The organism is Amycolatopsis sp. WAC 01375, assembly GCF_003947325.1.
GTDB lineage: Bacteria > Actinomycetota > Actinomycetes > Mycobacteriales > Pseudonocardiaceae > Amycolatopsis.
Map to the genome: position 1 here is coordinate 128,462 of NZ_QHHW01000052.1, position 24,508 is coordinate 152,969.

At 68.3% G+C, this 24,508-nt stretch carries 22 protein-coding genes; 12 read left to right on the plus strand and 10 right to left on the minus strand.

Features of this window, described 5'->3' with window-relative positions:
* Positions 1 to 92: 92 nt before the first annotated feature.
* Positions 93 to 761, minus strand: coding sequence for a response regulator transcription factor (locus DL991_RS34020; protein WP_125788447.1), 669 nt, complete (start codon positions 759 to 761; stop codon positions 93 to 95).
* Positions 758 to 1,834 carry a sensor histidine kinase gene (locus DL991_RS34025; protein ID WP_125788448.1) on the minus strand — a complete coding sequence of 359 codons (1,077 nt, stop codon included), beginning with the start codon at positions 1,832 to 1,834 and terminating at the stop codon, positions 758 to 760. Before DL991_RS34025 ends, DL991_RS34020 begins: the two co-directional genes overlap by 4 nt.
* A gap of 84 nt (positions 1,835 to 1,918) precedes the next feature.
* Here DL991_RS34025 and DL991_RS34030 point away from each other — a divergent pair, with 84 nt between their 5' ends.
* The 5 genes from DL991_RS34030 (at position 1,919) to DL991_RS34050 (ending at position 6,164) form a co-directional block, all read left to right on the plus strand.
* Positions 1,919 to 2,476, plus strand: coding sequence for a helix-turn-helix domain-containing protein (locus tag DL991_RS34030; RefSeq protein ID WP_125788449.1), 558 nt, complete (start codon positions 1,919 to 1,921; stop codon positions 2,474 to 2,476).
* The gene (locus DL991_RS34035) at positions 2,469 to 3,356 is read left to right on the plus strand and encodes an SRPBCC domain-containing protein (protein ID WP_125788450.1); all 888 of its coding nucleotides are present in this window, start codon (positions 2,469 to 2,471) and stop codon (positions 3,354 to 3,356) included. The genes DL991_RS34030 and DL991_RS34035 overlap by 8 nt, the downstream gene beginning before the upstream one ends.
* 9 nt (positions 3,357 to 3,365) lie before the next feature.
* Positions 3,366 to 4,118 carry an SDR family NAD(P)-dependent oxidoreductase gene (locus tag DL991_RS34040; RefSeq protein ID WP_125788451.1) on the plus strand — a complete coding sequence of 251 codons (753 nt, stop codon included), beginning with the start codon at positions 3,366 to 3,368 and terminating at the stop codon, positions 4,116 to 4,118.
* A gap of 69 nt (positions 4,119 to 4,187) precedes the next feature.
* Complete coding sequence (locus DL991_RS34045) at positions 4,188 to 4,679, plus strand: DUF3761 domain-containing protein (protein WP_233599158.1); 492 nt, start codon at positions 4,188 to 4,190, stop codon at positions 4,677 to 4,679.
* Positions 4,680 to 4,736: 57 nt separating this feature from the next.
* Complete coding sequence (locus DL991_RS34050; RefSeq protein WP_125788452.1) at positions 4,737 to 6,164, plus strand: MFS transporter; 1,428 nt, start codon at positions 4,737 to 4,739, stop codon at positions 6,162 to 6,164.
* Between the two features lie 46 nt (positions 6,165 to 6,210).
* Here the strand turns inward: DL991_RS34050 and DL991_RS34055 are convergent, their stop codons facing one another.
* Positions 6,211 to 7,764 carry an acetolactate synthase large subunit gene (locus tag DL991_RS34055; RefSeq protein ID WP_199754181.1) on the minus strand — a complete coding sequence of 518 codons (1,554 nt, stop codon included), beginning with the start codon at positions 7,762 to 7,764 and terminating at the stop codon, positions 6,211 to 6,213.
* Positions 7,765 to 7,776: 12 nt separating this feature from the next.
* Positions 7,777 to 9,159: an FAD-binding oxidoreductase gene (locus tag DL991_RS34060; RefSeq protein ID WP_125788454.1), complete on the minus strand. Its 1,383-nt coding sequence runs from the start codon at positions 9,157 to 9,159 to the stop codon at positions 7,777 to 7,779.
* Between the two features lie 189 nt (positions 9,160 to 9,348).
* Between DL991_RS34060 and DL991_RS34065 the strand changes: the two genes are divergently transcribed.
* Positions 9,349 to 10,140 carry a Calx-beta domain-containing protein gene (locus DL991_RS34065; protein ID WP_125788455.1) on the plus strand — a complete coding sequence of 264 codons (792 nt, stop codon included), beginning with the start codon at positions 9,349 to 9,351 and terminating at the stop codon, positions 10,138 to 10,140.
* Here DL991_RS34065 and DL991_RS34070 read toward each other — a convergent pair.
* On the minus strand, positions 10,124 to 13,087 hold the full coding sequence (locus DL991_RS34070) for a BTAD domain-containing putative transcriptional regulator (RefSeq protein ID WP_125788533.1): 2,964 nt from the start codon (positions 13,085 to 13,087) through the stop codon (positions 10,124 to 10,126). The genes DL991_RS34065 and DL991_RS34070 overlap by 17 nt on opposite strands.
* Before the next feature lie 173 nt (positions 13,088 to 13,260).
* Between DL991_RS34070 and DL991_RS34075 the strand changes: the two genes are divergently transcribed.
* On the plus strand, positions 13,261 to 14,247 hold the full coding sequence (locus tag DL991_RS34075) for a hypothetical protein (RefSeq protein ID WP_125788456.1): 987 nt from the start codon (positions 13,261 to 13,263) through the stop codon (positions 14,245 to 14,247).
* A gap of 62 nt (positions 14,248 to 14,309) precedes the next feature.
* On the opposite strand, the gene DL991_RS34080 is transcribed toward DL991_RS34075, so the two are convergent.
* The gene (locus tag DL991_RS34080; protein WP_125788457.1) at positions 14,310 to 14,807 is read right to left on the minus strand and encodes a DUF3830 family protein; all 498 of its coding nucleotides are present in this window, start codon (positions 14,805 to 14,807) and stop codon (positions 14,310 to 14,312) included.
* Positions 14,807 to 16,057, minus strand: coding sequence for an aspartate aminotransferase family protein (locus tag DL991_RS34085; RefSeq protein ID WP_125788458.1), 1,251 nt, complete (start codon positions 16,055 to 16,057; stop codon positions 14,807 to 14,809). The genes DL991_RS34080 and DL991_RS34085 overlap by 1 nt, the downstream gene beginning before the upstream one ends.
* Before the next feature lie 88 nt (positions 16,058 to 16,145).
* Between DL991_RS34085 and DL991_RS34090 the strand changes: the two genes are divergently transcribed.
* From DL991_RS34090 to DL991_RS34100, 3 genes are all read left to right on the plus strand, one after another.
* Positions 16,146 to 17,609: an NAD-dependent succinate-semialdehyde dehydrogenase gene (locus tag DL991_RS34090; protein ID WP_125788459.1), complete on the plus strand. Its 1,464-nt coding sequence runs from the start codon at positions 16,146 to 16,148 to the stop codon at positions 17,607 to 17,609.
* Positions 17,606 to 18,664 carry a tartrate dehydrogenase gene (locus DL991_RS34095; RefSeq protein ID WP_125788460.1) on the plus strand — a complete coding sequence of 353 codons (1,059 nt, stop codon included), beginning with the start codon at positions 17,606 to 17,608 and terminating at the stop codon, positions 18,662 to 18,664. Before DL991_RS34090 ends, DL991_RS34095 begins: the two co-directional genes overlap by 4 nt.
* Positions 18,665 to 19,258: 594 nt before the next feature.
* Positions 19,259 to 19,735: a DUF4262 domain-containing protein gene (locus DL991_RS34100; protein ID WP_125788461.1), complete on the plus strand. Its 477-nt coding sequence runs from the start codon at positions 19,259 to 19,261 to the stop codon at positions 19,733 to 19,735.
* Between the two features lie 4 nt (positions 19,736 to 19,739).
* Here the strand turns inward: DL991_RS34100 and DL991_RS34105 are convergent, their stop codons facing one another.
* The 3 genes from DL991_RS34105 to DL991_RS34115 are packed head-to-tail and all read right to left on the minus strand — an operon-like array spanning position 19,740 to position 21,991.
* Positions 19,740 to 20,432 carry a GntR family transcriptional regulator gene (locus DL991_RS34105; protein ID WP_125788462.1) on the minus strand — a complete coding sequence of 231 codons (693 nt, stop codon included), beginning with the start codon at positions 20,430 to 20,432 and terminating at the stop codon, positions 19,740 to 19,742.
* A gap of 3 nt (positions 20,433 to 20,435) precedes the next feature.
* Positions 20,436 to 21,206 (minus strand): maleate cis-trans isomerase, encoded by a 771-nt coding sequence (locus DL991_RS34110; RefSeq protein ID WP_125788463.1) that lies wholly within the window; start codon positions 21,204 to 21,206, stop codon positions 20,436 to 20,438.
* Between the two features lie 44 nt (positions 21,207 to 21,250).
* Entirely contained in the window at positions 21,251 to 21,991 is a 741-nt protein-coding gene (locus DL991_RS34115; RefSeq protein ID WP_125788464.1) for an Asp/Glu/hydantoin racemase, read from the minus strand.
* Between the two features lie 98 nt (positions 21,992 to 22,089).
* On the opposite strand from DL991_RS34115, the gene DL991_RS34120 reads away from it, so the two are divergent.
* Positions 22,090 to 23,079, plus strand: coding sequence for a D-2-hydroxyacid dehydrogenase (locus tag DL991_RS34120; protein ID WP_125788465.1), 990 nt, complete (start codon positions 22,090 to 22,092; stop codon positions 23,077 to 23,079).
* A gap of 7 nt (positions 23,080 to 23,086) precedes the next feature.
* Positions 23,087 to 24,463: an amidase gene (locus DL991_RS34125; protein WP_125788466.1), complete on the plus strand. Its 1,377-nt coding sequence runs from the start codon at positions 23,087 to 23,089 to the stop codon at positions 24,461 to 24,463.
* The last annotated feature ends 45 nt before the right edge of the window (positions 24,464 to 24,508 follow it).

Here is a 24,508-nt window from a genome sequence, read left to right on the forward strand (position 1 = left end):
TTCCGGGCCCGGATGGCGTCGGGCTCCGGCGGGCACTCGGGTCGCAACTTCTGGGTACCCCTAAGGCTCCTCCCGTACTACCGGGGTTGTGGTCACGGGGTCAACCAGCGAGGGGTGACCATGCCCGATTCGTAGGCGAGCACGACGAGTTGCGCGCGATCACGGACGTCCACTTTGGTCATGATCCGGCTGACGTGCGTCTTCGCCGTCGCCGGGCTGAGCACGAGTTCCTTCGCGATCTCGTCGTTGGACAGGCCGGCCGCGACAAGGCTCATCACTTCGCGTTCCCTTTCCGTGAGCCGGTTCAGGGTGGGTGAGGGGCCGGGCCTGGCGACCCGGCCGGCGAATTCGGCGATCAGGCGGCGGGTGATCGACGGCGCGAGCAGCGCGTCGCCCCCGGCGACCACGCGGACACCGCGGATCAGTTCCTCCGGTTCGGTGTCCTTGACCAGGAACCCGCTGGCACCGGCGCGCAGTGCGCCGTAGACGTCTTCGTCGAGGTCGAAGGTGGTGAGGATGACGACCCTGGTCCCGGTCAGCGCCGGATCTTCGAGCAGATGCCGGGTCGCGGTGAGCCCGTCCATCACCGGCATCCGGATGTCCATCAGGACGACGTCGGGTTTGTGTTCGCGCGCTGCTTCGAGGGACTCACGCCCGTCGGCCGCTTCGGCGACCACGGTGATGTCGGGTTCACCGTCCAAAATGGATTTGAATCCGGCGCGGACCAGCCGCTGGTCGTCGACGAGCAGGACCCGGATCATTTCCCCACCCGCAAAGGAAGCCGGGCACGCACCCGGAATCCGCCGTCTTCGCGCGCGGCGGCGGTGAGCTCACCGCCGAGTGCCTCGGCCCGTTCGGTCATACCGCGGATCCCGTTGCCGGGTTTCGCCGCGCCTCCCCGGCCGTCGTCGTCGATCTGCACGGACACATCATGGGGTGTGTAGCCGATCCGCACCACGACGGTGTTCGCGGCGGCGTGGCGCGCGACGTTGGTCAGCGCCTCCTGGACGACGCGGAAGGCGGCGTGTTCGACGTCGGGCGGCAGCTCCGTCGCCGTACCGTCGATCTCGGTCCGGACGGTCAGCCCGTGCGCGCCCGCGGCCTCCGCCAATTCGGCGACCCTGGCCAGGCTCGGTGTGTCCGCCTGCCGCAGCATGCCCAAGGTGGCGCGGAGTTCGCGCAACGCCTCCTTGCTGGTCTGTTTGATCGTGGCCAGCGCCTCCTCGGATTTCGCCGGATCCTTGCCGTGCAGTGCGGCACCCGCCTGGACGTTGATGAGTGCGAGGTTGTGGCCGAGGACGTCGTGCAGTTCGCGGGCGATCCGGAGCCGCTCGTCGGCTGCCCTTCGCCGCGCCTCGGCCTCCTTGGTGCGCTCGGCTTCGCGGCGGTAGTACGTCACGGCTCCGACCGCGACCAGCGCGATGAACCAGCCCGCCATCAGCAGGAACGCGAAGTCGTCCACCTGCCGTGAGGCGCCGGCCCGTGACTCGCCGATCGCGACGCCGCCCATCGAGGCCGCCGCGACGACCGCCGCGCTGCGTATCCGCCCGGTGGAGGCGTTGTTGTACAGCGCGAAGGCGAAGGCGAGCAGCACGAACCCGTCGGGATCGGTGTTCGGATAGTAGATCGCGCAGCAGACCGCGGTGAAGATCGCGACGGGGAGCGGATACCGGCGGCGCAGGAACAGTGCGGCACAGGCGAGCACCGCGCAGACCCAGCCGAGGGCGGCGTTGCGCGGCGTCTCGGCGTTGTCACCGAAGAAGGCCACGGCAAAACCCGCGAGCACCGCGACGGTGATCGCGATGTCCGCCGAGTACCGCCGCAGGATCGCCACACGACGAGAGTAGCGCGATGCGGCGCGTTTGACAAAAAAGCTTTTTACGTTCAAACTCATTTTTGTGATCAAGGATGTGCGGCCGTGAAGGATGTGGAGTACCTCGAGCGGCTCGAGCAGGCGGAGGCGTTGCTGAAACCGCAGCGGGTGGACGTCCTGCGGCAGCTGGCGGAGCCGCGGTCCTGCACCGAGGTGGCGGCGGTGCTGGACCAGACCCCGCAGCGCGTCTACTACCACGTGAAACGACTGGTGGAAGCCGGTCTGGTGAAGCAGGTGTCGGAGCGGAAGGTGCGCGCCGTCAGTGAAGGCGTGTACCAGGCGAGCGCGCGTTCGTACTGGCTGTCGCCAGGGCTGGTCGGCCGGATCGGCCCGCGGGCGGCGCGGGACGAGCTGAGTCTCGGCTACCTGGTGGACCTCATGGAGGAGGTCCAGTCGGACGTCGCCGCGCTCGACAGGACGGCGCAGGAACTGCCGTCGATCGGCGTCTCCGGCGAGATCCGGGTGGAGCCGGAGCGGCGCCAGGAGTTCCTCGATGAACTGAAGACGACTTTGCAGGATCTGTTCACCCGCTACGGCGGAGCGGAAGGCGACGCCTTCAAGCTCGCCGTGGCCTGTTACCCGAAGGGAGATGTCCATGACTGAGCCGACGATGTTCCAGGTGCGGGTGCGCGCGCCGATCGACGAGGTCTGGCAAGCGCTGGTCGATCCGGGGGCGCTGCGCACCTGGCTTTCCGAGTACGCGGAAGTCGATTTGCCGTCCCGGTACGAATTCTGGGGTCGCTACACGCCGGAAGGTGATCGTCCGCGTCAGCGGCTCCTGCTGGCCGACGGCAAGGTCCTGCGGTTCGCCTGGATCCTCGGTGAAACGGAGACCGTCGTCGAGATCGCGCTGACCGAGGACGGGGGCGCGACCTCCCTGTCGTTCAGTCAGACCGGTTTGCCGGACTATGCCGCGATGCTGGCCGACCCCGACTCGCCGCTCGGCATGATGTACACGTTCTGGGCGTTGTCCGTCGCGAACCTCGTGGACCACGTCGAAGGACGGCCGCTCACCGCCCGCTGCGACCTCACTTCCCCGCTGATGAACGAAGAACTGCGGATCGACGCGCCGCGAGGCGAGGTCTACTCCTCGATCGCCGACCCCACCGTGTTCACGCGCTGGTTCGGTGCCCGCATCGAGGCGGAGACCCACGTCGGCGGCCGCTGGGCGATGGGTTCGCTGGAGAACGACCCGGATCCGGCGAAGATCGTCGATCTGGTGCCCGATTCCAAGATGTCGCTCGCGTACGAGGACGGCATCGTCGCCTCCTGGGAACTCGAAGACTCCGGCGGCGGCACGAAGCTGACCTTCGTCCAAAGTGGATTCTCCGAGGGGAATCCGCCGTACGGCATGTGGATGGGCTGGCTCAGCGGTTTGGCGGAACTGCGCAGGTTCCACGAGGTCGACCCGTGGCTCCCGATTTGGGTCGACGTCCACCTGGAGGGAACACCCGAAGGGCTCATCACACTGGACGGGAAATAGGAGGATCCGATGTTGCTCGAAGGCAGGAACGCCATCGTCTACGGGGCGGCCGGCGGAATCGGGAGCGCGGTGGCCCGCGGCTTCGCCAGGGAGGGCGCGACCGTCCACCTCACCGGCCGCACACTGAAGAAGCTCGACGCCCTTGCCGATGAAATCCGGGCCGCAGGCGGCAAAGCCGAAACCGCGGAGTTCGACGCACTCGACGAAACGGCCATCGACGAGCACGCCGCTTCGGTGGCTTCGTCGGCGGGCAGTGTCGACATCTCGATGAACGTGATCACGCACAACGACGTCCAGGGCACTCCACTGGTCGAGATGTCGTTGGCGGACCTCGAAAGCCCGGTCCGGACGGCGGTACGGACGAACTTCCTGACGGCGCGGGCGGCAGCCCGGCACATGATCAGGCAGGGGTCCGGGGTGATCCTGATGTTCGGCGGCGACGGTGATCCGTTGCCGGGGTACCACCTCGGCGGGCTGCAGGTCGCGTTCAGCGCGATGGAGGCGTTGCGGCGAGGGCTGGCGTGCGAACTCGGACCGAGCGGCATCCGTGTCGTCACCCTGCGCACCGGCGGGATCCCGGAAACGATACCGGCGGGCGCCGGACTCGGCGACGCCATCCGCGACATGGAAGAAGCCACGATGCTCAGGCGGACGGCATCACTCGATGACGTCGCCCGTGTGGCGGCCTTCGCCGCGTCGGATCACGCGCGCAGCATGACGGCGACGGCGTTGAACATCAGTTGCGGCGCGATGGTCGACTGATGTTCTCTCTGTAACAACGGCGAACGCTCTCCCGACTACGCGGCACTACCAAGTGCCGGGGAGGCCGTTATGCCGAAGAGAGCGACGAAGCTGGGCATGGCGCTGGCGATCGGGCTTCTGGTCGCCGGGGGCTGCGGCGTCGAGACCGCGCCCACCGGGCGGGTCACGCCGCAGAGCGGCCCGGTTTCGACAGCTTTCACAACGTCCATAACGCCGACGCCGAGCAGCAGTTGGGCGCCGCCCACGAGCACGGCCACGCCGACTCCGACACCTCGGCAGTTCGTGCCGCCGACCACGGCCGCGGTCGACGTGCCGAAGCAGGTCGAGCCGGCACCGACGAAAACCCGCCCGAAAACGACGCCGACGGCAAAGGCGCCGAATCTGGCGGAATGCGGAAGCGACTTCTACCGCAACACCGACGGTGTCTGTGTCCACCGGCCGGCGACCGGACCGGGCGCGGCCGACGGCGCGACGGCCATCTGCAAGGACGGTTCCTATAGCTACAGCCAGAATCGCCGCGGTACCTGTTCCGGGCACGGTGGGGTCCGAATCTGGTTGTGATCCCGTCGGTCAACCGTTCACTGAGAAGGGTGGTGCTGTGTAAGGTCGGATCATGGGATGCGCATGGTGAAACCGGTCGGACGGGCACCTTCGCCCCGGATCTTCGTCGTCGTGCTCGCCACCTGCGGTCTGGTGGCCTCGTTCATGCAGACGCTCGTCGTCCCACTCATCCCGGCGTTTCCCCGGCTGCTCGACACGACCCCGTCCGACGCGTCGTGGGTGGTGACGGCGACCCTGATCGCCGGAGCCGTGGTGATGCCGGTGAGCGGCAGGCTCGGCGACCTGTACGGCAAGCGTAAGTTGCTGCTGATCAGCCTGGGTTTCCTGGTCGCCGGTTCGGTGGTGTCCGCGCTGACCAGCTCACTCGCGCTGATGGTCGTCGGCCGCGGGCTGCAGGGCTGTGCGATGGGCGCGATCCCACTGGGGATCAGCATCATGCGCGACGAACTCGCGCCGGAACGGGTCGGCGCCGCGATCTCGGTGATGAGTTCGACGCTCGGGGTCGGCGGCGCCATCGGTCTCCCGGTATCGGCGCTGGTCGCGCAGAACGCCGACTGGCACGTCCTCTTCTGGGCGTCGGCCGGGCTCGGGCTCGTTTGCGGCCTGTTGATCCTGTTCGTCGTGCCGGAGTCGCCCGTGAAGACACCAGCGCCGTTCGACTACCTCGGAGCACTGGGGCTGACGGTCGGGCTGGTCTGCCTGCTGTTGCCGATCGTCAAGGGCGGCGAATGGGGCTGGGGCAGCGGCCGCACCCTCGGCTTCGCCGGGACGGCGGTGGCGATCCTGCTGGTCTGGGGTGCCTACCAATTGCGGCGCCGCGATCCACTCGTGGACCTGCGGGTCTCCGGGCGGCGGCCGGTGCTGTTCACCAACCTCGCGTCGATCATGATCGGGTTCGCGCTGTACTCGATGGCGTTGTCGTTCCCGCAGCTGCTGCAGGCCCCCGCGTCGACCGGCTATGGGCTCGGCTTGACGATGGTGCAGGCCGGACTCTGCCTGGCGCCGAACGGGCTGGTCATGTTCATGCTGTCGCCGGTTTCGGCCCGGCTCATCGAGCGCTACGGCCCGCGTACGACGCTGATGGTCGGTGCCACCACCATCGCGGCCGGATACGTCTTCGCGACCGTGCTGATGGACAACGCTTTCGAGCTGATCACGGCGTCGATCATCATCGGTGGCGGCGTCGGCATCGCGTACGCGGCCATGCCCGCGCTGATCATGGGTTCGGTCCCGGTCACCGAAACCGCGTCCGCGAACGGGCTGAACTCGCTGATGCGCTCCGTCGGCACATCGACGTCCAGCGCGGTGATGGCGACCATGCTCGCGTCGCTGGCGATCACCGTCGGCGGGGTGTCCGTTCCGTCCGCGGCGGGTTTCCGGCTGAGCTTCGTGGTCGCCGCCGGGGCGGCGCTCTTGGGCCTCGTCTTGACCGCTTTCGTCCCGAAGCAACGCCAGCCAGAACCTCTGGTCACCTCGGTCCGCTAGCTCCCTCCGTGCGACGCGGAGACACGTCGCACGGAGGGTGCCGCGCTCAGAACAGCGTCGGGACGATCGCGTCGATCAGATGTGGCCCCGGCTCGGCGAGCGCGCGCTGGAACTGCTCGGCCAGCTCTTCCGCGGTCGTCGCCCGTGTCGCCGGGACGCCCATGCCTTCGGCGATCTTGACGAAATCCATGTCGGGCCGGGAAAGGTCGAGCAGTTCGTTCGCCTTGGGCCCGTTGGCGTCCGCGCCGACCCGCTGCAACTCCAGCCGGAGGATCGCGTACGCGCGGTTGTTCAGCAGGACCGTGGTGACGTTGAGGTTCTCCCGCGCCTGCGTCCACAACGCCGAAATCGTGTACAGCGCGCTGCCGTCGGACTGCAGGTTGATCACCGGCCGGTCCGGCGCGGCGACGGCCGCTCCGGTCGCCACCGGCATGCCGTAGCCGATCGCGCCGCCGGTCAGGGTCAGCACGTCGTGCCGGGGCGCGCCCGCGGTCGCGGCGGGCAGCAGCAGACCGGAGGTGTTCGCCTCGTCCGCGATGATCGCGCGCTCCGGCAGCAGCGCGCCGATCACGTCGACCCAGTTCTGCGGGGTCAACGGCCCCGACGGCAGCGCGGGCCGGGCGGCCTCCTGCAGCACGGGCTCCGTCTCGGCGGCGATCAGGGCCGCGACGTCGTTCAGGGCACGCGGCACGTCCTGCCCGACCTCGGCCAGCACATGGACCTGCGCGCCTTCGGGAACCAGATTGCTCGCCTTGCCGGGGTAGGCGAAGAACGACACGGGCGCCTTCGTCCCGGCGATGATCACGTGCTTGATCCCGTCGAGCTGGTACGCGACCTGCTCGGCGAGGTAACCCAGCCGCTCGATCGTCGGCAGGCCCTCGCCACGCTCGAGCCGGGCGGGGAACGTCTCGACGAACGCCTTCGCCCCGGTCGCGGCGGCGATCCTGCTGGTCGCGAGCAAACCGGCCTCACGGCAGCCGCTGCCGCCGACGAGCAGCGCGACCGGTTCACCACCGGCCAGCACTTCGGCGATGTTCTTCACCGTCGTCGCGTCGGCGGCCTGCGGGATCAGCGGCGGGATGGGCGCGCAGGTCTCGCCGCCCTCACCCCAGGACGCGTCGGCGGGGAGGATCAGCGTCGCGATCTGCCCGGGGGCGTCCTGGGACGCGGCGACCGCCGCGGCGGCGTCGGCACCGACGTCCTTCGTGTGCTCGGAACGGCGGACCCAGCCTTCGAGCGAACCTGCGACGCCTTCGATATCCGATTCGAGCGGGGCGTCGTACTGCTTGTGGTAGGTCGCGTGATCGCCGATCACGTTGACGATCGGGGTGTGCGCGCGGCGCGCGTTGTGCAGGTTCGCCAGCCCGTTGCCGAGGCCGGGGCCGAGGTGCAGCAGCGTGGCCGCCGGCTTGTCGGCGATCCGCGCGTATCCGTCCGCGGCACCGGTGACGACGCCTTCGAACAGGCCGAGCACGCCGCGCATCTCGGGCACGGTGTCGAGCGCGGCCACGAAGTGCATCTCCGAGGTGCCCGGATTCGAGAAGCACACGTCGACGCCGCTGTCGACGAGCGTGCGGATCAGGGACTGGGCGCCGTTCATCTCACTCACTTTTCAAGCCCTCTCAGCGAAAAGAACGCCGGGGTTGAGGATCCCGGCCGGGTCGAAGCTCTCCTTGATCCGGCGCATCAATGCGATCTTCGCCGGGTCCTCCAGATCGAGGAAGTAGCCCGACTTGGCTCTCCCGAGGCCGTGCTCGCCGGAGATCGCGCCGCCGAGTTCCATCCCGAGCGCGAAGATGTCGGTCAGCAGCTGCTTCCGCTTGTCCGGGTCCTTGCAGAAGATGGCGAGGTGGACGTTGCCGTCGCCGGCGTGCCCGCAACCGAGCGCGCCCGCCTCACGCGACAACGCCATTTCCCTGGCCTTGCGCAGGAACTCGGGCATGGCGGACCGCGGGACCACCACGTCGATGACGTCGTCGGCGCCGGCCGCCTTGGCCGTCCAGAACGCCTTCTCACGCGCCTCGATGAGCTTGCGCGCCGAAGCGCCTTCGAGCACGTACACGTCCATCGCGCCGACATCACCCAACAGCCCACCGAGTTCCTCGATGTCTGCGTGCAGCCGGTCGTTGTCGCGATTTTCCAGCGCCACCACCAGATACGCCTGCGCCTTGTCACGGATGGCGTCCGGGACACCGAGGCTGAGCTTCTCGTTGTAGCTGATCGCCGCGAGCGTGAGGTTGTCGATGTACTCGAGGATGTGCGGTGCGAGCCCGCTGGCGATGATCTTCGGGACGACGGTCATCACCTCGTCGAAGGTCTCGAACGGGGCGAACACCGTGGCGCCGTGCGGCAGGCGCGGGTACAGCTTCACGATGACCTCGGTCGCGATCGCGAGGGTGCCTTCGGAGCCGATGATCAGCTGCGTCAGGTCGTACCCTGTCGACACCTTCGAGGTCTTGCCGCCGGTCCGGATGATCTCGCCGGTGGGCAGCACGGCCTGCAGGCCCACGACGTTGTGCCGGGTGACGCCGTACTTGACCGCGCGCATACCGCCCGCGTTCGTCCCGACATTGCCGCCGACGCTCGCGCTCAATTCCCCGGGATAGACGGTGTAGCCGAGTCCGGCCTTCGTGGTCTTTTCGTCCAATTCGGACAAGGTGACGCCCGGCTGGACGACGGCGACATGGTTTTCGGTGTCGATCTCCAGCACCGCGTTCATTCGCTCGAAGGAGATCACCAGGCTGTCTTCGCGTGGCCGCGCGCCACCCGAAAGTCCGGTGCCCGACCCTCGCGCGGTGACGGGCACGCCGTGTTCGCTCGCCGCCTTGAGCAGCTCCGCGACCTCTTCGGCGCTTCCCGGTTTCGCCAGGTAGGCGGGTATCTGCGCGGAGGTGGTCAAAGCCTCGTCGTGTGCGTAGTCCTCGGGGATCGCCTCGCCTGACAGCAAGTTCGCGTCCCCGACGATTTCGGCGAACCGTGCCGCAACATCGCCCATCGACTGCCCTTCCTCACGCTTCTTTGCCTGGTTACCGAAGCGTAGTACGTCGTGGACGGGGATGGCCATGAATCATTTTCATGTTAGCTCTCCGGTGGTCACAACCTCACGACAACCTCACTCGGCTACCCATGTCGCAGCGGGCCGTGGCGGCCCGCCGGAAGGGGTGGACGCTCGATGGGAACGAAGATGAGACGGATCGCGACGCTGGGGGCGGCGCTCGCGGTCACGTTCGGGCTCGCGGTTCCGGCGGCCGAAGGCGGGGAAACGGGCTGCACGGCTCCCGTGGCCAACGTCAGCGGGGTCAGCCAGGCCGAGGGAACCAGCGCCGGATACACCACCCTTCTTTTCACCGTTTCGCTCGCCGATGGCGGCTGCGCGCCGCAGGGCTCGGTCGAATACCGGACGATCGAGGGCAACGGCTCCCCGGTCGACCCGGCGTTCATCGCGAAGGAGAGCGTCGACTACCTGCCGAGTGCGGGCACGCTGACCTGGTCCGGGACGGCGGACACGCGAACCGTCGCGGTCAGGGTCCGCGCCGACTCCCTCGTGGAGAACGACGAGATGTTCTCCCTGCGCCTGTCCGGCGAGAAGGGGCTGCGGATCGGGCACAGCGTCGGCGTCGCCTGGATCGCCGACGACGACGCCACCAAGGCTCCACCACTCGCCACCACTCAGGAAGGCGAGATCTGCTGGTCGATCCCGCCCAACTTCGCGCAGGGAACCAGCTGCAAGGTGCCGCTCGTGCTGTCCCGCCCGTGGCTCGCTGGGCCGCTCACGATCCGCTACCGCACCGAAGGGTCCGCTCATGTGCCGGTGAAGGACGGTGTCGTCACCTTCCGGCCCGGTGAAACCAGGGGATACGCCGAGTTCACGGTCTTGTCCGGTCAAACGGGGAAGGCGCAGGTCGAATTCTTCGAGCCGTCGCAGGGCAAGCTCGTGTACGGGACCTCGACCGTGGTGATCAGCTCCGCCCGGTGACGAGGTCGGCGTCGGCCGTCGCGTTCGCCCGCCGGTACAGCTCGATCGCTCGAGCCCAGTGGGCGGCCGCGGCGGCCGTGTCACCACAACGCGCCTCCAGGTCGCCGAGGTCGCGGTGCAGGTGCGCCTCCTCGTACGGATCCGGGACGCTCGCCCGGACGGCGACGCCACGCTCGAGGTGTTCCCGCGCCGCCGCCAGATCACCGAGCCCCAGGTGGGCGCGGCCGAGCCGGTCGAGCGCGGCCGCCTCACTGTGCCGGTTCCCGACGTCCTGGCTGATCAGCAGCGCCTGGTCGAAATCGTCCCGCGCGGCCCGGAAATCCCGGCGGGCGAGGTGGACCTGGCCGGCGTGCAGCAGTGATTCCCACTCCTGCCACCGGTCGCCGATCGCCCGGGACGCGGCCAGCGCCTTGCCGAGATGGTCCAGCGCGACGTCGTGATCGCCGAGTTCCTCGTAGGCCTCGCCGAGCGTGTCGAGGGTGGCGGCCTCCAGCCGCGCGTTGCCGAGTGCGCGGAACGTCTCCAGCGCGTCCGTCAACGGGCTGAGGCCGTCCATCGGCTGGCCGCGGCGGATGTAGGCGTGGCCGAGGTTGCGCTGGGACAGCGCGCGCCCGAGCCGGTTGCCCGCCGAGGTGCACCGCTGGACCGCGAGCCGGTACGCGGTGATCGCCTCGTCGAACCGGCGCAGCGCGGCGTAGGCGTTCGCGGTGTTGTTGTAGATATGCCCTTCGCCTTCGAGATCACCGGCCGCGCGGGCGGCCTTCAACGCGCGGGCATTGGTTTCGAGCGCGTCCGTCAGCCTCCGGGTCATGAAGTAGGCCGCACCCAGCGCGCGCAGCATTTCCGCCTCTGCCAAGGGGTCTTCGAGTTCGGCCGCCGCCGCGGCCCCCTCGCGGCAGAGCCCGATCCGCTCGTTCCAGCCACCCGTGGTGTCGTAGAAGCTGGTGAGCAGATAGGTGAGCTGCCAGGCGGCGGTGTTGCGGCCGTGTTCGCGCGCGAACCGCACCACGGGCAGCAGATTCGCGCGTTCGGCACTCAGGAACGCCAGCGCCGAACGCCTTTCCGCCGGGAACGGCCGCTCGGGTGGCGGGTGGCGCAGCGCCGGGATGACCAGATCGCGGTTCGGGTCGATGACCCGGTTCGCCTCGGCGGCCACGTGCAGATACCAATCGATCAGCCGGTCCGCGGCCTCGGCGCGGCTCGACGTCGTTTCGTCGGCGCGGGCGCACCCGACGGCGAACTCGCGGATCAGGTCGTGGAGGCGAAAGCGGTCCGGGCCCGCCGGGGTGATCAGATGTGCTGCGGACAGTTCGACGGCCGCGGCCCGGCCCGCTTCGACGGGCACCCCGCACAGCGCGCTGCCGAGAGCCGAGCTGAACGACGCCCCCGGGATCAGCCCGGACAGCCGGAACAGCCGAGCCGGCGCACGGTCCAACGGCAGATAGGCGCTCGCGAGAACGGTTTTGACCGTCCGGGAATCTCCTTGTACCGCAAGGGTTTCCAGTCTGCCGGCGCCGGTCAGTTCGGCGGTGAGTTCCGCGATCGGACGGCCCGGTTCACCGGTCAGGCGCGCGGCGGCGATCCGCAGCGCCAGCGGCATCCCGTCGCACAGTCTGGCCAGCCGCGCGGCCTGCGCGGGTTCGCGGGCGACCCGTTCGGCACCCAGCACCCGGGTGAGCAGGGTCATCGACTCCGGGTCGGCCAGCGCGTCGAGGGCGAACACCCGGACGGCGTGCCTGCTTCCGAGCGCGGCCAGGGTCTGCCTGCTCGTGACGATCAGCATCGCCTTCGCCGTGCCGGGGACGAGCGGGAGGATCTGGTCGACGCCACCCGCGTTGTCGGCGACGATCACGCAACGCCTGCCGTGCAGCAAGGAGCGGTAGAGCGCCGCGCGTTCGGCCGTCGCGTCGGGCAGCCGATCGTCGGGGAGACCGAGTCCACGCGACAAATGCGCGAGCGCGTCGCCCGGTGAGAGTGCTTCGTTCGGGTCGTGCCCGGCGAGGTCGAGGAAGAGCTGACCGTCGGGGAAGCGGTCCGCGATGAGGTGCGCCCACTGCACGGCCAGCGCGGATTTGCCCATCCCGGCCGCACCGGAGATGACCACGACCGGTGGCTCGGGTCCGTCGAGGAGCTTGTCGAGCGAAGCGAGTTCCCGCTGCCGTCCGGTGAAATGCCCGACACGGGCGGGGAGTTGCGCGGGCGCGGTGCCCCGCGCCGGCGCGTCGAGTTCGGGCGCGCGCCGCAGGATCGACGTATGCAGCTCGACCAGTTCCGGGCCTGGATCGACGCCGAACTCGTCGGCCAGTCCGCGGCGCACGACCCGGAACGTCTCCAACGCCTCGGCATGCCTTCCGCAGCGATGCAAGGCGAGCATGTGCAGCGCGGCGAGCCGTTCGCGGTACGGCTGCTCGGCCCGAAGCCGCGGAAGCTCCCGGAGGACTTCTTCGTGTTCGCCGAGCCTGAGTTCGGCGTCCCAGAGTTCTTCCCAGGCGGACAGCCGCAGTTCCTGAAGCCGTTCGACTTCGCGTTGGCCCCAGCCGTCGAGCTCGGCATCCGCGAAGGCTTCGCCGCGCCAGAGCCGCAACGCCTCACGCAACGCCGCCACCGCTTGGCCGGGATTGCTCCGCTTGGCGGCACGAAGTTCCTCTTCGAAGCGAAGAGCGTCGACAGAGGACGGTGCGACCGTCAGGACGTACCCGGGCTTGCGCGTCAGCAGGACCGGCGGGAAGCCGCAGTCCTCCAGCGCCTGCCGGATCCGGGCGACATGGCTGTGCAGGGTCTTCACCGCGGTGCGGGGCGGATCCTCACCCCAGAGCACGTCGACCAGCCGGGGGATCGCGACGACCGAACCCGCGTGCAGGGCGAGAACGCCGAGCACGGCTCGCTGGCGGGCGCCGTGCAACTCCGCCCGCCCAGTGGGCCCGATCGCTTCGACCGGGCCCAGCACCCGCAGTTCCCCTGGCCCGGGCACCCTGCTCCCTCCGGCAAGTGACCTCGGTGAGCGTATCCGGGCGAAGACCCACCGAAATCGGCCAATTAGGGCACACGATCTCGACAACCCCGCCACAACCGGTCTGGCCGACGGTCAACGGGTCGACAGTTTCGCCCAAGGAGGGGTACATGATCAGCAGAAATCCGCGGCGCCGCCGAACGCTGCTCGCCTCGGCCGTCTTGGCCGCCGCGACGCTGTTCGCGGGTGTCGCGCCGGCGGTGCAGGCCGCGCCGGAGGCTCGGAGCGACGTCTTCATCCGGGACAACACGTCCGATGTCGGGTTCGAACCCTCGACCGGTTCGCTCTACTCCAGCCCCGACATCCGGGTGTGTTTCTCGGCGACGATCCTCTGCGCGACCGACGACCCGATCGTCCAGGGGAGCACCGCCTACATCCATGTCACGCTGAACAACCCCGGCCCGTACGGGGACGGCCTCGAGAAGGGGACGCTGCAGGTCTACTACACGAAGCAAGGCACCGTGGCCCAGTGGTCGAGCCAGTGGAACTACATCGGTTCGGCCACCAACGTGAGCGTGCCCTACGGCACCAAACGGGTCGTCATCCCGTGGAAGGTCCCGATCGGCTCGCACTTCTGCCTGCTGGCACGATGGCTTTCGCCGACGGACCTGCCGACCGAGGGCCTGAGCACGTCGACGAACGCGCGGAACAACAACAACATCGGCTGGCACAACGTGAACGCCGTACCGTTCAAGATCAAGGTCCCGGTACTCCGGCCGATCGTGTTCGGCTGGGACGGTCGCGAGCCCACGGCGGTCGGCGACATCGTCTTCACGCAGCCGGGCAGGCCGTTCACCGGCCCGGGACGGATCACCATCGACCTCGGCCCCGACCTCGCCGCACGCTGGCGGGCGGCCGGCGCGAAGGGGGAAGGCGTCGAACGTGTCGGTGAGACCGAGCTGGCCATCGTGAACCCGCAGCAAGCCCGGATCAGCGGTTTGACCTTCAAGTCGGGCGAACAGGTGGACGCCAAGCTGAGCTTCACCGCCGGAGCCGAGGCGGCCGGCGGGCAGTACACCGTCCACGTGACCCAGGTCGACCAGCGCGGCGAAGAGGTCGGTGGCGTCGAATACCGGCTCAGCGAAGCGCGGCAGTAAGCCAGGGAGGGGTGCCGGCCCGTGGGCGGTGTGGGGTGGGGAACCCGCACCGCCCACGGGTTTTACGCGCGTGCGAACGAAAGCGTCTCGCCCTCGACACCTCGCAGCCAGAGGTCTTGCGCGGCTTCCGCCATTTCGGCGAGTCCCTCTTCGATGGTCGCGAACACGTTCCCGGGCACCCAGCCCGCGTCGCCGTTGATCAGCAGGTTGTTGCGGCCGTAGAAGATCGCGAGATCCGTCGCGCCCTGGTCACTGTGGGCCTCGCTGTCCTCGTCGTAGCCGTACGCCGGGTTGCCGATTTCCCACGCTTCGAACCCGAAGTACACGACATCACCCGGAATCGGGGTCACCGTGGGGTTCTCGCGGCCCGGTTTCGGTTCGGCGAAAGGCGGAACGAGGGTGTAGACCTCGTTGCGCGCGTACTTCGCGTGGTACGCCGAACCGCTCTGCGGCAACGCTTCCCACACCGCCCGGCAGGTCCGCGGGGCTTCGGCGTCGAGCAGCCGGGCCCGGCAGGACACTCCGCGCTTGTCGAGCGTGATCGTGATGTAGCGGGTCATCACGCGACCCCCGCCACGACGTCGCCCCAGATCCGCAGCGCCTCGTCGACCTGCTCGGAGTCGACGATCAGCGGCGGCACCATCCGCACGACGTTCATGTACGCCCCGCACGTCAGCAGCAGCAACCCGTTGGCGGACGCGGCCTTCTGGGCCGCCTGTGCCTTCGCGGTGTCCGGCTCGCCGTCCGGCGTGGTGAACTCGGAACCGACCAGCAGCCCCAGCCCGCGGACGTCGCCGATCGACGGCGACTTGTCCGCGATCACCCGGACGCCTTTCAGGAGCTGGCGCCCTCGTTCGGCGGCGTTCTCGACGAGCCCCTCCTGCTGGATCACCTCCAGCGTGGCGATCGCCGCCGCGCAGGCCACCGCGTTACCGCCGTAGGTGCCGCCCTGCGACCCGGGAAGCGCCTTCGCCATCAGCTCCTCCGACGCGGCGATGCCCGAGATCGGGAAGCCGCTCGCGAGACCCTTCGCGATGAGCACGATGTCCGGGCTCACCCCGAAGTGTTCGTGCCCCCAGAACCTGCCCGTCCGGCCGAAGCCGGTCTGGATCTCGTCCATCACCAGCAGGATCCCGTGCTTGTCGGCGCGTTCGCGCAGCCCGGCGAGGAACTCGCGGTTCGCCGGCACGTACCCGCCCTCACCGAGCACCGGCTCGATGAAGAACGCGGCCGTCTCGTTCGGCGAGCAGACCGTCGCGAACAGGTAGTCGAGCTCGCGCAGGGCGAACTTCGTCGCCGTCTCCTCGTCCCAGCCGTAGTGGAAGGCGTACGGGAACGGCGCGACGTGCACCCCGGACATGAGCGGCGAGATACCGGCGCTGAACCGGGTGCCCGACGTCGTCATCGTCGCCGCCGCGACGGTCCGGCCGTGGAACCCGCCCTGGAAGACGATGACGTTGGGCCGCTTGGTCGCCTGCCGCGACAGCCGGAGCGCCGCCTCGACCGCCTCGCTGCCGGAGTTCGCGTAGAAGAGGGAGTTCAGGCCTTCCGGAAGGACACCGCCCAGCTTCTCGGTCAGCTCGAGCATCGGCTTGTGCATGACCGTCGTGTACTGCCCGTGGATGAGTTTGCCGATCTGCTCCCGCGCCGCGCTCACCACGTGCGGGTGACAGTGGCCGGTGCTGGTCACGCCGATACCGGCGGTGAAATCCAGGTGACGTTTGCCATCGGTGTCGTAGAGGTACACCCCTTCACCGTGGTCGACCACGACCGGCGTTGCCTGCTTGAGCAGCGGTGATAGCTGGGCCATGGGCTGCGCTCCTAGGTCGGCTGAGCTGTTGTCGATTGTTGACAATATCCATAGCATGGCTTTCGGGACAACATGGAGGAGCGTTGGGATGAGCTCGATCAGTGAGGCCGGCGTAGTCAAGGCGGTCGACAAGGAACTGTTCATCGGCGGCAAGTGGGTGCCCGCCACGGACGGGAAGACCTTCCCCGTCCTCGACCCTTCGACAGGTGAAGCCCTGTGCGAGGTGGCCGACGCGTCACCGGCGGACGGTGTCGGCGCACTCGACGCGGCCGTCGCCGCACAGGCCGACTGGGCGAACGTCGCCCCGCGTGAACGCGGGGAAATCCTGCGCCGCGCCTACGAACTGCTGATCAAGCGCGCCGACGAACTCGCGCTGCTGATGACGCTCGAGATGGGCAAGCCGCTCGCGGAATCGAAGGGCGAGATCACCTACGCGGCCGAGTTCTTCCGCTGGTTCGCGGAGGAGGCCGTCCGGATCGACGGCGGCTACGCCGTCGCGCCCAACGGGTCGGGTCGCTTCCTGGTGACGAAGCAGCCCGTCGGGCCGTGTCTCCTGATCACGCCGTGGAACTTCCCCATGGCGATGGGCACCCGCAAGATCGGCCCAGCCGTCGCGGCCGGCTGCACGATGATCATCAAACCCGCTGCCCAGACCCCCCTTTCGATGTTGGCTCTCGCGGCGATCCTCGCCGAAGCGGGATTGCCGGAGGGCGTGCTGAACGTGCTCACGACGTCGGACTCCGGCGGAGTGATGGAGCCGCTGATCCGGGACGGCCGTGCCCGGAAGCTGTCCTTCACCGGCTCGACCGGCGTCGGGCGGAAGCTGCTGGAACAGTGCGCGGACAAGGTGCTCCGCACCTCGATGGAACTCGGCGGCAACGCCCCCTTCCTCGTCTTCGAAGACGCCGACCTCGACGCGGCGATCGACGGCGCGATGACCGCCAAGATGCGCAACATCGGCGAGGCCTGCACGGCCGCGAACCGCTTCTATGTCCAGCGAGGCATCGTCGGCGAGTTCTCCCGGCGTCTCACCGAGCGCATGGAAGCCCTGCCGATGGGACGCGGCACCGAGGAAGGTGTCGTCGTCGGCCCCCTCATCGACGAAGCCGCCGTCGAGAAGGTCAGCAGCCTGGTCTCCGACGCCACCGATCGCGGAGCGCGTGTCCTCACCGGCGGGTCTGCTGTGGACGGTCCTGGCAACTTCTATCAGGCCACGGTGCTCACCGACGTGCCCAAGGACGCCAGGCTCGCTTCGGAGGAGATCTTCGGGCCGGTCGCCCCGATCACCCCGTTCGACAGCGAGGACGAGGCCATCGCGGCGGCGAACGACACCGAGTTCGGCCTAGTGTCCTATGTGTACACCTCCGACCTCAAGCGGGCACTTCGGGTTTCGGAACGGTTGGAAGCCGGCATGATCGGCCTCAACCAAGGGCTGGTCTCGAACCCGGCGGCGCCTTTCGGCGGAATCAAGCAGTCCGGGCTCGGTCGTGAAGGTGGCACTGTCGGCATCGAGGAGTTCCTCGAGACCAAGTACATCGCGGTGGCTCTGTGACTTCTTATCGGATCGCGAGCATTCCCGGCGACGGGATCGGTGTCGATGTGACGGTCGAGGCCCGCAAAGTCCTCGACCGCGCGGCGGCATCGCATGGTTTCTCCTTGTCCTGGAAAGAGTTCGACTGGAGTTGTGAGCGGTACACCAAGACCGGCTCGATGATGCCCGACGACGGTATCGAGCAGCTTTCCGCTTTCGATGGGATCTTTCTCGGTGCCGTCGGTTTTCCCGGCGTTCCCGACCATGTGTCGTTGTGGGGTCTCCTCATTCCGGTGCGGCGCGCGTTCGGTCAGTACGTCAACCTCCGGCCGGTCCGCCTGCTGCCGGGGACGACTTCGGCACTGGCGGGCCGCAGCGCCGAAGAGCTGGAGATGGTGATCGTCCGGGAGAACTCCGAGGGCGAGTACTCGGAGATCGGCGGCAGGCACAATCGTGGCCTGGAAAACGAGTTCGTCTTACAGGAATCCGTGTTCACGCGGGTCGGGGTGGAGCGGATCATCCGCTACGCCTTCGAACTGGCGAAGACGCGGACGGGCCGGGTCTGCTCCGCGACCAAGTCCAACGGGCTCATCCACTCGATGCCGTTCTGGGACGAGATCTTCGCCGAAATCTCCTCGGAGTATCCGGACGTGCACGCCGAACAGTGCCATGTCGACGCGCTCGCCGCGCGGATGGTGCAGGCGCCGGACCGGCTCGACGTCGTGGTCGCTTCCAATCTCTTCGGCGACATCCTGAGCGACCTGGCGGCGGCCGTGACGGGCGGGCTCGGAATGGCGCCTTCGGGCAACATCAATCCAACCGGTGAGTTCCCCTCCATGTTCGAGGCGGTCCACGGCAGCGCTCCCGACATCGCCGGGCAGGGCATCGCGAATCCGGTGGCGCAGATCCTGGCGGGGGCGATGCTGCTCGACCATCTCGGGGAAACCCTTGCGGCACAGGATGTTCGCGCCGCGGTGGAAAAGGTTCTCGAGGAGGGGGCCGTGCAGACCCCTGACCTCGGCGGGAAGTCCACCACCGCCGAACTCGGGTCCGCGGTGGTCGCCGCTCTATCTTGAACCATCCGCATAGGGGCGTGTCAAGCCCCGGCAAGTCATGAATGGTCCATTCATGACTTCGGGTGGGGTTTGAGTGCATGAAGGCCCCCTTCCTTGCGTTAGGCGCAAGGAAGGGGGCCTTCATGTACTTAAGGCAGTTATGGCTGTCGTGGCGCTTCGAGTGTTGCGGGTTCGATGCCGCCGCGGTCCGGTGTCGCTAATGTCGCGGTAGGGACACTGAGCGTCCATACCGCGACATTGGGAACCTGGCCTGCCGTGTCGCGAAAGCCACTTTCGAGACCTCAGGCGTCCCCAAAGTGGCTTTCGCGACACTCGACAGGTCAGGAATACGCCAGCTTCACCTTGTGGAGTAAGGCAGTGGTATTCGGGCGGCCCGCTCCGTGTCCCCAATGCCACATCGGGGGCGCCGGTCCCGTGAATCCGGCCCTGCCGATTTTCTCGAAAAGGCGAAAATGGTGTGCTGAAAGGGAATCTCGGCGCGAATCCGCCACGAAAGGACCGTTCATCGCATGCGCGCCACCCCGGGCCGCGAGTTTTTGTCGGTGCCCCGGTGCACAGTGTCGATCATCGGATTCGACGACTGGAGGAGTGCCGATGTGCTGGCATTGCGACAACCCCGGGAAGAGCCGCAGCGACTACCTCATCGAGGAGGTCCGTCCGCTGATCCGGAAGTACGGCTGGATGGTGCAGACGGTCGAGCGCGGAAGCGCCCAACCCGGTTTCGCGTACACGGTCGGGCTCACCGACGCCGGGCTCCCGGAACTCGTCGTCACCGGACTGAGAGAGCGAAGATCCGGGCAGCTGCTGAACTATTTCGCCAAGCAGGTGGTCCGGTCGGGGCCGCCGGAAGCGGGTGAGGTGCTGCCCGCCGCGGTGGGATGGCCGGCGTTCGAGGTCGTTCCGCTCAGTTCGCCGTCGGCGCACCTGATCACCGCCGTGCTCATGTACGGCGAGGAATTCCGTGCCCTGCAATTGGTCTACGAGGACGAGCACGGCAATTGGCCGTGGGACAGGGAGTTCCGCGGTGGAACGGGCGGGCAGCCGGTGCTGGGGGCGCGGGGCCGTGGCTGAATCCTCAAGGCACCGCGGGAGCCTCGCCCACTCGAAGGCTGGTTCCCGGGGCCAGTCGCTGGACCGCGTCCTCCATATGGGCTTCCAGCAGCGACAGCGCGGTCTCTTCGTCGCCTGCCCGGAGGGCTTCGATGATCTTGGTGTGCTCGGTGACCCGTTCTTCGACCTGCTGATAGGTCGCCTGCAGCGCGGTGAGGCACATCCGGGTCTCGATCAGCAGGGTCCGGGCCATCCGAACGAGCCGCTTGCTGCCGGACGCGGCGATCAGCGCTTCGTGGAACCGGAGGTCGGCCCAGGACAGCGCGGTCGGATCGTCGTCGTCCGCGGCGGCGGCCATGGCGCTCACGGCCTGTTCGAGTTCGGTGGCGACCCGTTCCCGGTCACCACGCAGCGCCCGCAGCATCGCGGCACGCTCGATGGCCGAGCGCGCCGAGTAGATGTCGTAGACGTCGCCGGGTTCGAGGTCGATCACGAACAGGCCGCGGTGCCGCTCGCTGCGCAGGAGCCCTTCGGAAACGAGGTGCTGCATCGCCTCTCGCAGCGGTCCCCGCGAAACCTGGAACCGGGAGGCCAGATCCGTTTCGCCGAGCTGGGTGCCGGGAGGGAGAGCGCCGGTCATGATCGCGTCCCGCAACTGGCGCGCGATGATCCCGGCGGTCGACTCCCGGCTGACCGGCTCGATTTCCGGCAAGGACATGGTTCAGTTGCCCCTTCTCCCGAACAGCGCGCCCAGTGTGCGGACGAGCGGCGACTTCCCGGTGAGCCGCAGGCCCTCCCAGACCGTGACCTGGTTGGCGGTCAGCACCGGCTTGCCGAGCCGGGTCTCGAGCGTGTTGATCTCGCCGAGCGTGCGCATGGCGGTGTCGGGGACGAGCAGCGCGTCGGCCGCCGGGTGGTCGCGGCTCACGACGAGCTCGACGACGGCTTCCGGGCTGAGCTCGCCGACCTCGGCGGCGGTGTCGATGTCCGCGCTGCCCATCGAGATCACCTCGACCCCGCCCGCGCCGAGGAACTCGACGAACAGCCGGGCGACGTCGTCCGGGTAGCTGGCGGCGACCGCGACCCGCCGGACCCCGAGGGCCTGAGCGGCGTGGACGAAGGCGAAGGAGGTGCTCGACGCCGGGACACCGGCGACGGCGGCCAGCCGGTCGGCCTGGTCGCGGGCACCTTCCCAGCCGTAGACGAAACTGCCGCTGGTGCACGCCCAGACCACCGCGTCCGGTTCGTGTTTGGCCAGCAGCGCGGCGCCGTCGGCGAGCCGGCTTTCGCTGCCGAGGTCCAGCAGCTCCGGTACGGCGTGCAGATCGGTGCCGTAGATGTGCTCGACCGGCAGCTTGATCCCGGCCATGTCCCCGCCGAGGAGCTGTTCCGCGAGCGGGTAGTCGTCTTCGGCCGCGTGATCGGGGTAGATGAATCCGATCGTGGTCGTCTCGGACGGCGGCTCGGGTGGGGTGAGCGGCGAGATGGGCACGGGACCTCCGGAGGACAGATTGTCGACAATCGTAGGGGAAGAGGTCAGTCGACCTCCCGCAGCCACTTGCCGGGCCCGACGATCGGCAGGTTCATCCGCCGGAGGCAGGCCCACATCGTGAGCTGGTTCGCGGTGAGGACGGGTTTGCCGAGCGCGCTTTCGAGCGGCTCGATCAGATCGTAGGTGGGGAGGTTGGTGCAGCTGACGAAGATGGCCTCCGCGTCGGCGTGGTCGGCGGCGAGGATGCGTTCGGCGATGGTCCGGTAGCTGACCTTCCAGATGCCGCCGCCCAGGCCGAGATGGTCGCTGGAGACGGTGCGGACGCCGAGCTCGGCCAGGAAGTCGTGCAGCTTCCCGGTCAGGTCGCCGTCGTAGGGCGTCAGCACCGAGACGCGGTGCAGGTCGAGCTGGTGCAGGACCTCGGCCAACGCTCCGGACGTGGTGACGGCGTCCAGGGCGCCGGCGTCGCAGATCGCCTTGGTCAGAGAACGTTCGTAGTCCACACCGTTGACGAAACTTCCGGAGGTGCACAGATAGGCGACGACTTCGGGCTCCACGTGGAGCACGTCTCGCGTGGCGGCGGCGAGATGTCTGCTGTCACTGACGAGCTGGGCCATCTCCATGCTGACGGGGACGGGCTCGTACGGCGTCCGCGCCAGATGGAGGGAGACCTCCATGGGCACCCAGCGCCACAGCTCGCGTTCCAGGGCCAGGTCGAAGGGGGCAATGACGCCGATTCCGCGTTGCGCCAGCGGGCCTTCGAACTCCAGTAAGTCGAAATCCAAGTCTCAGCCTCCGGAAACTTCTGCAGTCACAGTCCGGTGCTCCGGGGGTCGTTCCTCGGATTGTTGACAATCATACGAGCCACTTTTACGGTGTCAACGTGATCGCCTCGGAGACCCCTGTGCTGGCGGTGCTCTGCGGAGACACGCGCCCACCGGACATGCGCGCTATCGAAGCCGAAGCGGTGGTTCGTTACACCGACGAGGCCGGGTTGGCCGATGCGTTATCCGGTGCGGACGCGTTCTTCGTCTACGACTTCCTGTCGACCGCCGTCCCGGGTGCCTGGCACGCGGCCGACAGGCTGCGCTGGCTGCATATCGCCAGCGCGGGCGTCGACCCCGTGCTCTTCCCCGGGCTACAGGAGAGCGACGTCGTGCTCACCAACTCCCGGGGGGTGTTCGACGGGGCGATAGCCGAGTACGTCCTCGGGGTCGTCCTCGCGTTCGCCAAGGATTTCGTCCGTTCGTGGGACCTGCAGCGGCGGAAGCAGTGGAAGCACCGGGAGAGTGAGCGGATCTCCGGTCGCCGGGTGCTCGTGGTCGGCACCGGGCCGATCGGCCGGTCGATCGCGCGGACGCTGCGGGCGGCCGGGATGTCGGTGGCGGGCGTCGGACGCCGTCCTCGTGAGGGTGATTCCGACTTCGGAGACGTGTACGCCTCTTCGGACCTGGCTCGCCATCTTCCCGAGGCGGACTACGTCGTCGCGGTCGCGCCGCTGACCGAGCAGACGAAGGGCATGTTCGACGCGGCGGCCTTCGCCGCGATGAAACCCGGCGCGCGGTTCGTCAACGTCGGCCGCGGCGAACTGGTCGTCACTTCGGACCTGGTCGGCGCCTTGCGGGACGGCTTGCTCGGAGGTGCGGCGCTCGACGTCTTCGACACCGAGCCGCTGCCACCTGAAAGTCCTTTGTGGACTATGGAGAACGTGCTGATCTCGCCGCATATGTCGGGCGACTTCGTCGGCTGGCGTAATGCTCTGGTAGAGGTGTTCGCGGACAACTTCCGTCGCTGGCGCGCGGGGGAGCCGCTGCGCAACGTCGTGGACAAGCAGCTCGGATACGTGCCGTCGGAGACGCTTCGCCAAGGTTAGGGGCCGGATGAACGACACCAAGTTGACCGCGAGTGAGCTCGTGGCCGCGTATGCGACCGGAGAGCTGTCGCCGGTCGAGGCCACTCAGAACGCGTTGCGTCTCATCGAAGAACACGACGGCGAGACGAACGCTTTCTGCCTTGTCGATGCCGATGGCGCGCTCGAGCAGGCGAAAGCGTCCGAAATCCGCTGGCGGGACGGTAATCCGATCGGCTGGCTCGACGGTGTCCCGGCCTCGATCAAGGACATGTTCCTGACCCAGGGCTGGCCGACGCTGCGCGGTTCGCGGTGCATCGACCCGAACCAGCCGTGGGACGTCGACAGCCCGGTCACCGCGCGGCTGCGTGAGAACGGCTTGGTACTGCTGGGAAAGACCACGACGCCGGAATTGGCGTGGAAGGGTGTCACCGACAACACGCTGACCGGGATCACCCGCAACCCGATCGACCCGTCGAAGACGGCGGGCGGGTCCAGCGGGGGAAGCGCCGCGGCCGTCGCGGCGGGGATGGGCGAACTCTCCGTCGGCACCGACGGCGGTGGCTCGATCCGGATCCCGGCTTCGTTCTGCGGAATCGTCGGCCTCAAACCGACGCACGGCCGGATCCCGCTGTTCCCGGCGAGCCCGTTCGGGCCGCTCTCGCATGCGGGCCCGATGGCGCGTTCGGTCGATGACACGGCGCTGCTCCTCGACGTCCTCGCGATGCCCGACCACCGTGACCCGGCCGCACTCGCTCCGCCCGTCTCGACCTACCGCGAAGCCGTCCGCCGGGACGTGCGCGGGCTGATCGCCGCCTACTCGCCGACGCTCGGCTTCGTCGACGTCGATCCGGAGGTCGCGGCGATCGTCAAGTCGGCGGTCCAGTCGCTGGGCGACGCGGGCCTGCACATCGAGGAGACCGATCCAGGCTTCACCGACCCCAAACCCGCCTTCGACATCCTGTGGTCGACGGGCGCGGCCAAGTGGCTGGACGCCTTCCCCGCCGGTTCGGAGGCGAAGGTCGATCCCGGGCTGCGGAAGGTGTGGGAGTTCGGCAAGACCTTCTCGGCGAGCGACTATCTCGGCGCCAACGCCGAGCGGGCAGCGCTGGGGATCCTGATGGGCGAATTCCACACGCGCTACGACGTGCTGATCACGCCGACCCTCCCGATTCCCGCTTTCGAGGCCGGGTACGAGGTGCCGCCTGGCAGCGGCCTCAGCGGCTGGCCGGACTGGACGCCGTTCACCTACCCGTTCAACATGACCCAGCAGCCCGCCATCAGCGTCCCGGCGGGCCGCACCTCTCGCGGTCTCCCGGTCGGTCTGCAGATCGTGGGCCCGCGACACTCCGACGACCTGGTCCTCGCGGTCGCGAAGCTCCTGGAGGAGGTCCGTCCCTGGTCGTGACCTGCGGAAAGGGAGCAAGGGACCTTTGCTATCGCTTCCAGAGGG

Excerpts from the sequence above, each read along its gene's own strand:
- DL991_RS34125 (WP_125788466.1), top strand. The coding sequence starts at position 23,087 with ATGAACGACACCAAGTTGACCGCGAGTGAGCTCGTGGCCGCGTATGCG.
- DL991_RS34020 (WP_125788447.1), bottom strand. The coding sequence starts at position 761 with ATGATCCGGGTCCTGCTCGTCGACGACCAGCGGCTGGTCCGCGCCGGA.
- DL991_RS34050 (WP_125788452.1), top strand. The coding sequence starts at position 4,737 with ATGCGCATGGTGAAACCGGTCGGACGGGCACCTTCGCCCCGGATCTTC.
- DL991_RS34035 (WP_125788450.1), top strand. The coding sequence starts at position 2,469 with ATGACTGAGCCGACGATGTTCCAGGTGCGGGTGCGCGCGCCGATCGAC.
- DL991_RS34090 (WP_125788459.1), top strand. The coding sequence starts at position 16,146 with ATGAGCTCGATCAGTGAGGCCGGCGTAGTCAAGGCGGTCGACAAGGAA.
- DL991_RS34100 (WP_125788461.1), top strand. The coding sequence starts at position 19,259 with ATGTGCTGGCATTGCGACAACCCCGGGAAGAGCCGCAGCGACTACCTC.
- DL991_RS34085 (WP_125788458.1), bottom strand. The coding sequence starts at position 16,057 with ATGGCCCAGCTATCACCGCTGCTCAAGCAGGCAACGCCGGTCGTGGTC.
- DL991_RS34080 (WP_125788457.1), bottom strand. The coding sequence starts at position 14,807 with ATGACCCGCTACATCACGATCACGCTCGACAAGCGCGGAGTGTCCTGC.
- DL991_RS34105 (WP_125788462.1), bottom strand. The coding sequence starts at position 20,432 with ATGTCCTTGCCGGAAATCGAGCCGGTCAGCCGGGAGTCGACCGCCGGG.
- DL991_RS34040 (WP_125788451.1), top strand. The coding sequence starts at position 3,366 with ATGTTGCTCGAAGGCAGGAACGCCATCGTCTACGGGGCGGCCGGCGGA.
- DL991_RS34075 (WP_125788456.1), top strand. The coding sequence starts at position 13,261 with ATGATCAGCAGAAATCCGCGGCGCCGCCGAACGCTGCTCGCCTCGGCC.
- DL991_RS34060 (WP_125788454.1), bottom strand. The coding sequence starts at position 9,159 with ATGGGCGATGTTGCGGCACGGTTCGCCGAAATCGTCGGGGACGCGAAC.
- DL991_RS34065 (WP_125788455.1), top strand. The coding sequence starts at position 9,349 with ATGAGACGGATCGCGACGCTGGGGGCGGCGCTCGCGGTCACGTTCGGG.
- DL991_RS34055 (WP_199754181.1), bottom strand. The coding sequence starts at position 7,764 with ATGAACGGCGCCCAGTCCCTGATCCGCACGCTCGTCGACAGCGGCGTC.
- DL991_RS34045 (WP_233599158.1), top strand. The coding sequence starts at position 4,188 with ATGCCGAAGAGAGCGACGAAGCTGGGCATGGCGCTGGCGATCGGGCTT.